We start from the raw sequence: 13,340 nt of genomic DNA on the forward strand, positions 1-13,340 counted from the left end.
TAAAAAAACAAAATAATCTAACTCAGACTCTGGTCTATTTTGTATTTATTGAAGCAATAAAATGAAGTATTTCCTGAGTATTTAAAATGAAATCAGGATTTGTGTATAAAATGGCGTTATTAGGCATAAAAGGCATTTCGGCTGAAAGAGGATTTTGAACCGCAATTATTCCGCCTGCTGCTTTAATCGCTTTTAAACCTTCTGTTCCGTCTGAATTTGAACCCGATAATAAAATTGCGATTAAGGAAGAACCATAAATTTCTGCCGCCGATTCAAAAGAAACATCAATACTCGGACGGCTGTAGTTTATTTTTTCTGAAGTATCTAAAGCCAGAATTCCCTCTTTTTCAAACAGTAAATGATAATTGGATGGCGCGATATAAATAAACCCAGGCAAAAGTGGTGTTTTATCTTCAACGGGTTTTACTTTTATATTTGATTTCAGTGTAATTAAATCTTCTAAAGTCTCTTCATCTGTACTTTTTCTGTGAAGAACAAGTACAAGCGCAAAATCATTGAGTTTTATAAGTTCCGGCAAAATCTGCATTAAAGCATTCAGACTTCCCGCAGATCCTCCAATGATCACTACTTTACAATCTGATATTATTTTAATTTCCTCCATATTTTATCTTTATCCAATTGTTTGTATTTATTTGGAGCAATAGAATATTTTATAGTTTCTTTAGTTCCTAGAGCCAAGAAGCCCAAAACAGCTAAACTTTCATCAAACAAATTAATTACACGTTTTTGTAAATCGGCATCAAAATAGATTAAAACATTTCGGCACAAAATCATATCAAATTCATTGAATGAAGTATCGGAAACGAGGTTATGCTGTGAAAAAACCATCTTCTCTCCTAAATCGCTATTAAATTTTGCGATACCATAATTGGCCGTATAATAACTTGAAAAATCCTCCTGACCTCCTGCATCACGATAATTTTGTGAATACTCTTTCATCATTCGGAGCGGGAAAATTCCTTTTTTGGCAGTTTCTAAAACCGTTGCATTTATATCGGTTGCATAAATTAAAGATTTATGAAGCAGTCCGGCCTCTTTGAGCATAATTGCCATCGAATATACTTCTTCACCTGTAGAACATCCGGCATGCCACAATCTAATAAAAGGTTTTGTTCCCAATAAAGGCAGAATTTGGGTTCGCAAAACATTATAAAATGCAGGATCGCGAAACATCTCGGTTACATTCACCGTAATTTCGTCGACCATTCTTTTATAATATTCCGGATCTGAACGAACTTTTGAAAGAAATTCATGAAAATGCGTAAAACCGTCTAAATGAAAAACCCGGTTTACGCGACGTTTGAGCGAAGCTCTGGAATAACTTCCAAAATCAAAACCATAGTATTCATAAACTTCATTGATAAGCAGCTCTAATTCAATATCCTCAATCATATTTCGTTCAAATTTTGCTTAAAACAAGCAGTAACTTATCAACATCAACTGGTTTTGAAATATAATCGTCTGCCCCAGCCTCTAAACACTTTTCTTTATCGCCCGTCATTGCCTGGGCGGTTACCGCAACAACAAAAATAGATGCTCTTGACGGAATCGCTTTTATTAAAGGAATTGCATCATAACCATCCATTTCGGGCATCATCATATCCAATAAAACCGCATCAACCTTTTCATCCGATTTTAATAGTTTTAAAGCTTCTTCGGCACTTGTACAAGACAAACAATCGTATGATTTGACACGCAAAGTATGTTCTAATGCGAAGATATTTCTGGAATCGTCATCTACAATTAAAAGTCGTTTTTTACTCATATTTCTCTACTATTTTTACCACTCACGATAGCTATCAGAAATGGCATAACTTTTTTATTTTTAAACTTTATCATAAAGCCAAACTCGCAGCAATGATAATAATTGATCAACATCAACTGGTTTTGTAATATAATCTGATGCTCCTGCCTTGATACATTTTTCTCTGTCTCCTGTCATAGCTTTTGCGGTTACGGCAATTAGCGGCAAATTCAAAAATTTCGGATTTGACCTAATTTTTTCTGCTGTTTCGTAACCATCCATATTCGGCATCATCATATCTAATAAAACAACATCAGTATCTGGATTTTCATTTAATATCTTGATGGCTTCTTTTCCGTCAAAAGCCGTAATAATATTCATTTTAAAAACTTCTAATGCTTTTGTTAGCGAATAAATATTTCGAACATCATCGTCAACTATCAGCACTTTTTTCTCGTGTAGAATGTTGTTCAGTAAATTTAGCTTTTTATGTCCGTCATTTTTGTTTTTACCTTCTTTTTTATCTTCAACCAAATGCAGAAAAAGAGAAACCTCATCCAACATTCTTTGATACGAATGTGCCGTTTTTACAATAATCGAATCGGCATATTTCTTGATTTTTACTTCTTCTTTAAGTGATAAACTTTTTCCTGTAAAAACGATTACAGGCAAATTCTCTAATCCTGGGTTTTTCTTCACACCATCCAAAATCTGATAAGCTTGTTTGTCTGGAATTCCCATATCGAGAATTACGCAATCCACTTCAGTTTTATTTAAAGCCTGAAGTCCTTCAGAAACTTCACTTTTTATCTCTGAATTGATATTATAGTTTTCCAAGAAATAAGCTAAAGCTTTGGCATGTTTTGGGTTATCTTCAATAATTAAAACCTTTTGCGCTTCTTTATTGATAATATGTTCAATTCGCAAAAACACGTCTGGAATTTTTTCAAAAGCGACAGGTTTATCTAAGAAATCAACCGCGCCTTTTAGCAAACTTTCCTGTTTTAATTTGTGTGACGACATAATATGCACCGGAATATGTTTCGTTTCGGCGTGATTTTTTAATTCTTCCAAAACCTCCCAACCGCTTTTTACCGGAAGTTCAATATCCAACAAAATACCAACTGGCTTATAAAGAATTGTAAAATTCAATGCATAATCACCACGAACGGTAACAACTCCTTTGTATCCTTTTTGACGTGTAAAAGCCAAAAGTGACTTCGCAAAATTAACATCGTCTTCCACTATTAAAATCACCTTATCGTCTTCTTTAATTGAATTTCGGTCATCGTCGATTTCATCAGGAATTACAAGACTTATGTATTTTTTAGCCGGAGCTTCTTCTTCAGGCTCAATTTCTGTAAAATCAGTTGGAGGTATTTTCTCTACATTTACTTTATTGTATGCTGCTCCAAAAACGGGCAGACACAATGTAAACGAACTTCCTTCATTAACTTTACTGTGCAAGATAATTTCTCCTCTTAATAATTTTGCTAATTCTCTGCTGATTGATAATCCCAAACCGGTTCCGCCATATTTTCGTTTTGTTGAACCATCGGCCTGCTGGAAAGCTTCAAAAACTAGTGGTTGTTTCTCTATTGGAATTCCGATTCCGGTATCTTTTACAATAAAACAAATGATTTTGTCATCATCTGTACTGACTTTTATTTCGAGACTAACTTTTCCTTTTTCAGTAAATTTAATGGCGTTTGAAATTAGGTTTTTCAAAATTTGCTCTAAACGCATCTTATCCGTTTTGATGACAATTGGCGCTTCTTTTGCAATAATTTCAAATTCAATTCCTTTTTCTTTGGCAACCAGATTAAATAAATTCCAGAGTGAATCTGTAATTTCTTTAGTCGAAACATCTAAAAATTCCAGTTCCATTTTTCCGGCCTCGATTTTAGATAAATCCAGAATTTCATCGATTAAGCCTAACAAACTGTTTCCTGAGCTTTGAATTACTTTTGCAAATTCAATCTCTTCTTTGTTCATGCTTTGATTATTATTTTCAGATAATAATCGGCTTAAAAGCAAAATGGAATTTAATGGCGTTCTCAATTCATGAGACATATTAGCCAAAAACTCTGATTTATAGCGAGTTGTAAGTTCCAGAGCTTCCGATTTTTTCTGAATTTCATTGTTTTTTTCTTCCAATAAAACGCTTCTTTCCGACAATTCTTCATTGGTTTGTTCCAATTCTTCTTGTTGCACTCTTAATTCTTCTTCAGATGCCTGAAGTTTTTCTGTTTGCGCTTCCAATTCCGCATTAATTGCTTCCAATTCGCTATGTTGCTGTTGCAACTCTTCAGATTGTGCTCTAGTTTCTTCCAGCAATTCTGTTACTCTTCTTCGATTTTGAGTCGATCTTATCGCAATTCCAATGTTGTTTGCAACCGTTTTCAAAAACTCTAAATGCAGTTCTGAATATCCGTAAATACTGGCAAGTTCAAGTGCTCCTTCGACTTTATTATCAATCAAAGGAAATGCAACAACATGAGTAGGCTTAATTTGTCCTAAAGCATAATTAATCTGAATATCATCTGGTGTCAAAGCTTTTAATTCTAACATTTTTCTGGAAGTAATAGCCTGACCAATAAGCCCTTCTCCTTTTTTAATGCGTTCTCTGTTTTTGCTTGGTATATAACTATAACCAGCAGCAACGGCAAGTTCATCTCCGTCAATCACATACATAACACCTGCACTGCTGTTGGTATAATTACATAAAAATTCTATAATATCTTTTGATAATTTCTGCAATGGTTTTTCCCCTAACATGGCATTATTCAAATCGGCAATACCAGTTTGAAGCCATTCTTTCTGAGATATTAATTCAAAAGAATTTTTAAGATTAATCCCCATTGTATTCAGTGATTCACCAAGACTTCCTAGCGCATCAGCTTTTGTATCGTCAACACGAATGTCATAGTTTCCGTTTGAAATATTAGTAGCAATTGTACTGATCGCTTCAATTCTTTGAGCAGTTTCAAAATCTTTCTTCTCTAATTCAAGTTGTAAAGCAGTACGTTCGTTGAAATCTTTCAAAATTCTAATTAGGAAAACAATTGAAATAATAAATGCAATAAAAAAGGCTACAATAATCAACATTAAACTATAATTCCCGTATCGTTCTGAATTTGCATTACGTTCTGCTAAAAGTCCTTGCTCGGTTGCTTCTACTTTCTTAATAACGGCACGGAGATCATTCATCATTTTTCTGCCTCCATTTAAATCGAAAACCATGGTATCTTTTCCGAGACGTTTTTTGACTATCTGATTGTTTAAGTATTTGAAAAAATTATCGCGCATCACTCGTAATTCTTCCAACTGTTTTTGTTGAGAAGGATTATCAATGGTAAGTTCTTCTAATTTATCAAAATAAGTGTTTGACTTAGTCTCAGCTTCATTATATCGGTCCACAAACTGTTCGTCACCGGTAATCAAATAACCGCGCATACTGGTTTGTGCTTCTGTAATAATTGCCGAACCCTCGTTTAAATTGTAAATAACTTCCTGAGTATGATTGACCCAAAAATTGCTGTGCAATAAACTTTTAATGCTTATAAATGAAGCAACAGAGCTGATTGTAAGTACTAATAATGAAACTAAAGAACTGATCAGCAGATTTCTTTTAAAATTATTCTTCATATTTGTTGATACTGTTTTATTCATATTTTAAAGGAAGTACAATAATAAAACTTGCGCCTTTGCCTACTTCGCTTTTAGCAGTGATTAATCCGTTATGTTTTTCAATGATTTTTTTCGCAATTGCGAGTCCAATTCCCGTTCCTTCATAAGTTTGACGATCATTCAGGCTTTGGAAAATGATAAATATCCGATCCAGATAAATTTCGTCAAAACCAATTCCGTTGTCTTTTACAATAATTCGGCAAAATTTTCCATCTGGAGAAGTTGGGCTGTCAAATGATTTTAAGGCAATTAACTCCGAAGTGATTTCGATTAAAGGCGGTTCATTTGCTCCGGAGAATTTTATCGCATTCCCGATCAGATTTTGAAAAACCTGTCGTAATTGGCTTGGAATACTATCTATTGTTGGAAGTTCAGAGGTTTTGACCGTCGCATTTTTTCGATCAATTAAATAATCAAAATCTGAGAGCACTTCTTGTAAAACCACATTAAGATCTGTAGTTTCTGGTTTAACTTGCGCTGATAATCGCGAATAAGCCAAAAGATCGGTAATCAAAGTCTGCATTCGCTCTGCCGATTTTATCGTTCGGTCAACATAATCGATTGCCTTTGCGTCGGTTGTCAAATAAAGATCTTTGATGATTTTTATAAAAATCTGAATTTTACGTATTGGTTCATTTAAATCGTGCGAAACCACCCAGGCAAATTGCTGTAATTCGTGGTTTTTCATCTCCAATTCTTCATTTTTTAAAACCAGTTCTTTTGTTCGCTCGGCAATTTTAATTTCTAGATTATCCTGAGCTTCTTTTCTAATTTTTATTTCTTTTGAAAGAAGATCTTTTATGCCTTTTAATTCGTTTTGCTGTTCGTAAATCTTAATAAAAGTTTTCACTTTTAGCATCAACAAATCGGTATCTACGGGCTTTGTGATATATTCAACTGCTCCAGTTTCGTAACCTTTAAAAATGTATTTTTTTTCAATGTTTAAAGCAGAAAGGAATATAACCGGAATATCTTTTGTCCGTTTATTTCCGGAGAGAATTTTCACTACTTCAAAGCCGTCAAGTCCCGGCATCTGAACATCCATAATAATGAGGCAGTAATTTGTCTTTAAAATTTTCCTCAGTGCTTCTTCCCCAGATTCGGCAGAATCGACATCAATATTATGCAGCTCTAATGTTTTTTTTAAGGCAATAATATTTGCCTTTATATCGTCTACAATTAATACCATCTGTTAGGGGTAAAAGTGTTATGAAATTAAAATATTTTGGTTTGAATGCATTCAAGCAACGAGTTCAAAACATCTGATCCTATTTTGAACAGCTTTGGCGCAACTTTCAAATTTATAAAGAAAAGTTAAAATTATATTTCATCAGAAATCTAATTCGTTATATAATTCCCATGTCTTGATTGAAATAATATAAAATCATTTATTGAGGCAATCAAAAAATTCTTTAGGTCAATTCATTTATATAAAACGATTTAAATTAGAATTGAATTGTTTTTAAATGAAATTAATATGGAAAAGAGAAAAACATTTCCTGAACAAAAACAGGAACTTCCTGGAAATGAATATTTAATGCATCCAGAACCTGAAATTATACGGGAAAATTATACGGGAAGCGGTAAACTTCTCGGAAAAGTTGCTTTTATAACGGGTGGCGACAGCGGAATTGGAAGAAGCGTTGCTGTTCATTTTGCAAGAGAAGGCGCCAACATTGCAATTGTTTATTTAAAAGAAGATAAAGATGCGCTACTTACAAAAGAATTAGTCGAAAAAGAAGGACAGCAATGCCTTTTGATAAGCGGTGATTTAAAAGAGGAAAAATTCTGTAAAAGTGCCGTTAAGAAATGCATCAGTTTATTTAAAAAAATAAATGTTTTAGTTAATAATGCTGCGGTTCAATATCCGCAAAACGAATTAGAAAAAATCACTGCTGCACAGCTTCAAAAAACATTTGAAACTAACATCTATCCGTATTTCTATATAACAAAAGCGGTGTTGCCATTTCTAAATGAAAATGACACTATTATCAATACAAGCTCCGTAACGGCTTACCGAGGCAGCGAACATTTAGTAGATTATGCCAGTACAAAAGGCGCCATTGTAAGTTTTACTAAATCACTTTCGGCTATGCTTGCAAAAAGAAAAATCAGAGTCAACGGCGTTGCGCCAGGTCCCATCTGGACACCACTGATTGTAGCGAGTTTCGACAAACTATCTGATTTCGGAAAAGATAATCCGATGGGAAGAGCCGGGCAACCATCAGAAGTTGCACCAGCCTATGTGTTTTTGGGCTGCGCAGACAGCAGCTATATTACAGGGCAATTTATTCATATTAATGGCGGAGAATTAGTTGGGGGCTAAAAAATTAACCACAATCCCGATATTTATCGGGAGCCAAGGTTTACGCGAAGAACGCAAGAAACATATCTTTAAAATCTGTATGCAAATAACTTAGCGAACCTTGCGTAAATCTTAGTGTCCTTTGCGGTTAAAAAAAAACCTTAGTCCCTCAGTACCTTAGAATCTTAGAACCTTTAAAAAAAATGAGCTACATAGACATCATAGGATTATTTGCTGGAACATGTATAACTATATCAACAATTCCGCAGATTTTAAAAGTTTGGAAAACTAAGAAAGTAAAGGATATTTCGCTTAAAACTTTTGGAATTCTAACTTTTGGAATTGTTGTGTGGATTATTTATGGTGTTTTGAAAGCTGATCTTCCAATCATAATAACCAATAGTGTTTCTTTATTCCTGAATTTAGTGATGGTCTATTTTATAATTTACTATGAAAAAGAGTGATCTAAGGTGCTAAGGTTCTAAGATTCTAAGGGACTAAGTTTTTTTAGCTTAGAAGCTTCGTGTATTAGAATTTTAAAAATAAAAATTCTGAGATATCAAGTTAAAAAACTTAGCATCTCAGAATCTTAGCATCTTAGTATCTCAAGATAAAATATATAATGCTTGCTAGCTAGCTAATTTCTGGTTATATAATTTAAATGACCAATGATGTTTGGCTCTGAAAAGTTTGACAGAAGCCATTACATCAGAAAAACTCATAGCCGAAATTCGTTTGATTTCGTTGATTTGTTTTAAGGCTATATCCGCAATTGGCTCGAATGTTTTTAAATAATTGAAAGCATGTTGTTCGATCTCCATTTCTACAATATGGCTCAAAATGCTTTTTTTAAGAAGTGTCCCTACAATTCCTTTTTCCGGCATTGTTTTAAATTGCTCAATCTTTTTTGAAATCCGCGAATTCTCTTTTCCAATGTAAATGTAATTTCCGTAATCATTTGTAAAATGCTGTTTTACCTGAGATACTAATGGCACATTTTTATTGTCCATTGTTGGTATTCCTAATAAAGTAAATTGGATGCGTTTATGACTCTCAAAGTATAAAACACTATTTATAACAGAAGAATTGTTTAAAACTGCCGATTGATTTTTATGCAGAACTTTCTTTTCTCCATTTGAACCAAAACTGTGGCATACATTTCCGTTTTCGCAGTACACAAAAAATACCGGCGCCGACTGGAATGCTTCTATACTCAAACTTACATCCTGATGAAAAACCAAGTCAAAGTGCATAAACAAAATCTTATTATCAAAGCGAGTGCCTTTTATAGAACCTTTAGTCCATTTTGACTGAATATCTAAATTATAATTATTATCGTTAGCACTCAACGTACCATTAAAACTATCTTTAAGATCATTAAAAACAGTATCAAATTCACCATTGTTTAAGTATAGTTTTTTCATTTTAGTTCGGTTTTACAAAGTAGTCAATACTTGATTAGTTTTATAAAAATGAATTGAATAACAATTCTCATTTTCTATAATTCAAATTTCGTACTAATTGCAAATCAAACTCTTACACAATTTAAGCCAGATATTTCATAATTTTTATTTACATAGATTCTAAGATGCTGAGATGCTAAGTTTCTGAGATAATAAAAAAAATATTGAATGGTTTTGCAAATTTTTAAAAACTTAGTGCCTTAGAATCTTAGCATCTTAGCATCTTAAAAAAAAAAACAGCTGCCCCAGAATAAATCTGGAACAACTGCTCCTCAGCAAAATAAAAATACCTATTTATTTTATCTTATGTAAGTTCACTGATATCGGCGTTTTTTGAATAATTCTTTTTAGGAATATATTTAAAAAACTCCGCTTCATCTAAGTCAGCCGTAGGGCCGTATCCTAATAAATGTGTCCCTTTTATATGATCCTTTGTTTCGATTACATACAATATCGACATGTCGTCAGGATTGCTCATACCTTCATATCTATGATGTGCGACAATATAAATTTCATCGGGCTGATAAGCATATTTTGAATCAGTATCGATCAGAGAGCCGTTGTCAAATAAAAAATTTGTGGTGTAGCCTTCATCCTGATATTTCTGAATATAATCGGTTTCGTGTTTTTGCTCTTTTTTCATGATTTTAAATTTGAATTACCATTTCTGCAATCTTGATTAATCAAATTTCATCATACTTCACAAATAAAATTAACTCAAACGATTTTAAAATTAGCTCATTCAAAAAAGCACTTTTTCAGTCCTGAAATTTTTTATTAATTTTAATTTCTAAGTACTTACAAGGTAAAAAGTACTATATTTAATAGATAAAATTTATTTTTTCAACTCCCAGCAAAAACAAATTTTAATGGACAATTCAAGTTACGATTTTCTTTCAAAAGGAGGTGAAATGGGTGCCCTCACCCGTGCCAAAGATTGGAGCAAAACCGCTGTGGGTGCAGTCGAAACCTGGCCACAAAGTCTTCGAACAACTTTAGGAATTCTCCTAAACTCAAAGTTCCCCATGTTTTTATTTTGGGGACCAGAACATATATGCTTTTACAATGATGCTTATCGCCCGAGTCTAGGGAACGAAGGAAAACATCCTGATATTTTAGGACAAAAGGGAGCCGACTATTGGTCAGAAATTTGGGATTTTATTGGTCCCTTAATAACTCAGGTTCTGGAAAATGGAGAAGCAACCTGGCATGAAGATCAACTGGTTCCTATTTACAGAAACGGAAGTTTAGAAGATGTTTACTGGACTTTCAGTTATAGCCCCGTAATCAATGACGACGGGAAAATTGCAGGTGTCTTAGTTGTATGTACCGAGACAACTGATAAAGTAAATATCCTCAAAAGGCTTGAAGAAAGCAATGAACGCTATCGAAATAATATACTGCAATCACCAAATGCAATGTGCATTTTGAGAGGAAAAGATTTTGTAGTTGAAATTGCCAACCAGTTAATGCTTGAAATTTGGAACCGTAAGGAACACGAAGTTCTTAATAAACCCATTTTTGAATCATTGCCAGAAGCCGCAGGACAAGGTATAGAAGATATTTTATTGAAAGTTTTTACAACTGGCGAACGCTTTACAGCAAATGAACTTCCTGTAAAATTAACCCGAAATGACAAAATTGTAAATACCTTTATTAACGTTGTTTATGAAGCTCTAAAAGGGTCTGATGGCATAATTTCTGGAATTGTAGCAATTGCAAATGATGTCACGCTTCAAGTCATGGCGCGTAATGCAATTGAAGAAAGCGAAAAACAATTTAAAAATATCGTACAGCAAGTACCATTGGGAATTGCAATTCTAAAAGGCAAAGATTTAATTGTTGAATTAGCAAATGATACTTATTATCAAATTGTAGATAAAACTGAAGAAGAAACCCTTTATAAATCGGTTTTTGCGTCGGTTCCTGAAAGCAAAGAAACCGTTTATCCGTTGATTTCTAAAGTGTATGAAGAAGGAATTCCTTTTTTTACAGATGAATTGCTTGTCACTTTAAATCGATACAATAAACAAGAAGAATGTTATTTTAATATCGTTTTTCATCCTTTGAGAGAAGAAAATAATGAAGTCTCAGGCGTTATTGTTGTTGGTTATGAAGTAACAGAATCTGTACGGGCTAGATATATTTTGGCAGAACAGGAAAAAGCTTTTAGAAATTTAGTGATGCAATCACCTATTGCCATGACAATTTTTAAAGAAAAGGAGCATATTATTGAATTAGCAAATACTACAATGCTCAATGATATCTGGCAGAAAAAAGAAAGTGAAACAATTGGCAAACCCGCATTAGAAGTTTTTCCGGAATTACGAAAACAAAAATATCCTAAACTGTTGAACGATGTATTGAACGACGGAAAAATTATTCGCGAAAATGAATCTGTTGCTTACATCAATATTAAAGGCAAACTGGAAAAATTTTATCTTGATTATCAATACACGCCACTTTATGAGCCAAATGGCGAAATTTCGGGTGTAATGATTAATGTCAATAATGTCACAGATAAAGTAGAAACCCGAAAAAAAGTCGAAGATGCAGAAGAACGAGTTCGCTTAGCATCGGAAATTGCCGAAATTGTAACCTGGGATTTAAATGTTCCTACACAAGAATTGATTTATTCAAACAATTTGTTGACGCTTTTTGGTCTTGAAAAAAATAAGAAAGTGACTCGTGCACAGATTTTAAACCAAATTTTTGAGGAAGATCTCCCCATAATTGAAAAAGCATATGCAAAAGCATTAAAAACAACTATTTATAAATATGAAGCCCGAATTATCAAACCCGATAATTCAATTGCGTGGATTCGCGTTCATGGTAAAATGTTTTTTGATGAACTAAAAAATCCTGCAAAAATGCTCGGAATTGTGATGGACGTTACAGACGAGAAAAACAATCAGGAAGTTTTAATGAAAAGTCAGGAAAAATTTAGACTCCTCGCCGATTCTATTCAGCAATTTGTATGGACAAGTGATGCGATGGGAAATATGAACTATTTTAATCAGTCGCTTTATAATTTTTCCGGTCTTTCAAAAATCAATATCAACCAAAACGGATGGCTCCAAATTATTCATCCTGATGATCGCGAAGAAAATATCAACCGTTGGATGGAATCTATAAAAACGGGCAATGAATTTTTATTCGAACATCGATTTCAACGACATGACGGTAAATACAGATGGTACGCCAGTCACGCAATTCCGCAAAAAGATGCCGATGGAAAAATCCAGATGTGGGTAGGAACAAGTACTGATATTCAGGAACAAAAAGATTCTACTACTCTTTTAGAACAACAGGTTTTACAGCGTACAGAAGAATTAGAAAGTAAAAACAGAGATCTGATTAACATGAATATTGAACTTCAGTCTTTTGCCTACATTTCAAGCCACGATTTGCAGGAACCTCTTCGAAAAATCCAAACTTTTGCGAGCCGATTAACCGATTTGGATGAACAGAATATATCGGCCAGAGCCAAAACTTATTTGGAACGTATTGAGTTTTCAGCTAAAAGGATGCAGGCATTAATACAAGATTTACTTACCTATTCGAGAACAAATTCGGCTGACCGGACTTTTATAAAAACGAATTTGGATGAAATTGCAGAAGAAGTTCTTATGGATTTTTCGGATCGTATTGAAGAAAAAAATGCCGTTATTGATCTTCATCCAATTGGCGAAGGAACTGTAATGCCTTTTCAATTCAGACAATTGTTACATAATTTAATTGGGAATGCTTTGAAATTTTCCCGTAAAGATATCCCGCCTCATATTCAGATTAAAGCGAAAAGAGTAATGGGTGATAAATTAAATTTTAAAGTCGACTATCCGGATAAAATGTATTTCTGCCTACGAATCTCCGATAACGGAATTGGGTTTGATGATGAATACAAAGAACGCATTTTTGAAGTTTTCCAAAGACTGAATACTGAAAGTGAATTTGTAGGAACCGGAATCGGACTGGCAATTGTGAAAAAAATTGTCGAAAACCACAAAGGAATTATTAAAGCCCATAGTGAAAAAGACAAAGGAGCAACTTTTGAAATCTTTTTACCTGAGTTATAAAAAAAACACCAGATTCATTTTAGTAAATAAATCTGGTGTTT

At 33.6% G+C, this 13,340-nt stretch carries 10 protein-coding genes; 3 read left to right on the top strand and 7 right to left on the bottom strand.

The features are described 5' to 3' along the window. Nucleotides 1-34 precede the first annotated feature (34 nt). From GQ47_RS03060 to GQ47_RS03080, 5 genes are read right to left on the bottom strand one after another with little or no spacing between them, the layout of a single operon-like run. Nucleotides 35-622 carry a chemotaxis protein CheB gene (locus tag GQ47_RS03060; protein WP_035644639.1) on the bottom strand — a complete coding sequence of 196 codons (588 nt, stop codon included), beginning with the start codon at nt 620-622 and terminating at the stop codon, nt 35-37. After that, nucleotides 604-1,413 (bottom strand): CheR family methyltransferase, encoded by an 810-nt coding sequence (locus tag GQ47_RS03065; protein WP_035644640.1) that lies wholly within the window; start codon nt 1,411-1,413, stop codon nt 604-606. Before GQ47_RS03065 ends, GQ47_RS03060 begins: the two co-directional genes overlap by 19 nt. Nucleotides 1,414-1,420: 7 nt before the next feature. Continuing rightward, complete coding sequence (locus tag GQ47_RS03070; protein WP_035644643.1) at nt 1,421-1,786, bottom strand: response regulator; 366 nt, start codon at nt 1,784-1,786, stop codon at nt 1,421-1,423. A 60-nt stretch (nt 1,787-1,846) separates the two neighbouring features. After that, complete coding sequence (locus GQ47_RS03075) at nt 1,847-5,437, bottom strand: response regulator (protein ID WP_238567937.1); 3,591 nt, start codon at nt 5,435-5,437, stop codon at nt 1,847-1,849. Then, nucleotides 5,430-6,644, bottom strand: coding sequence for a hybrid sensor histidine kinase/response regulator (locus GQ47_RS03080; RefSeq protein ID WP_035644645.1), 1,215 nt, complete (start codon nt 6,642-6,644; stop codon nt 5,430-5,432). Before GQ47_RS03080 ends, GQ47_RS03075 begins: the two co-directional genes overlap by 8 nt. Before the next feature lie 288 nt (nt 6,645-6,932). Here GQ47_RS03080 and GQ47_RS03085 point away from each other — a divergent pair, with 288 nt between their 5' ends. Further along, nucleotides 6,933-7,781 (top strand): SDR family oxidoreductase, encoded by an 849-nt coding sequence (locus GQ47_RS03085; protein WP_035644648.1) that lies wholly within the window; start codon nt 6,933-6,935, stop codon nt 7,779-7,781. A 182-nt stretch (nt 7,782-7,963) separates the two neighbouring features. After that, nucleotides 7,964-8,224 (top strand): SemiSWEET family sugar transporter, encoded by a 261-nt coding sequence (locus GQ47_RS03090; RefSeq protein ID WP_035644651.1) that lies wholly within the window; start codon nt 7,964-7,966, stop codon nt 8,222-8,224. Nucleotides 8,225-8,389: 165 nt separating this feature from the next. On the opposite strand, the gene GQ47_RS03095 is transcribed toward GQ47_RS03090, so the two are convergent. Next, entirely contained in the window at nt 8,390-9,184 is a 795-nt protein-coding gene (locus GQ47_RS03095) for a hypothetical protein (RefSeq protein ID WP_035644654.1), read from the bottom strand. A 343-nt stretch (nt 9,185-9,527) separates the two neighbouring features. After that, nucleotides 9,528-9,866: a hypothetical protein gene (locus GQ47_RS03100; protein WP_035644657.1), complete on the bottom strand. Its 339-nt coding sequence runs from the start codon at nt 9,864-9,866 to the stop codon at nt 9,528-9,530. A 226-nt stretch (nt 9,867-10,092) separates the two neighbouring features. Between GQ47_RS03100 and GQ47_RS03105 the strand changes: the two genes are divergently transcribed. After that, a complete protein-coding gene (locus GQ47_RS03105) occupies nt 10,093-13,299 on the top strand; it encodes a PAS domain-containing protein (protein WP_035644660.1) in 3,207 nt (1,068 codons plus the stop codon). Nucleotides 13,300-13,340 lie beyond the last annotated feature (41 nt).

The sequence above is a fragment of the Flavobacterium sp. ASV13 genome (assembly GCF_000745775.1).
Classification (GTDB): Bacteria; Bacteroidota; Bacteroidia; order Flavobacteriales; family Flavobacteriaceae; genus Flavobacterium.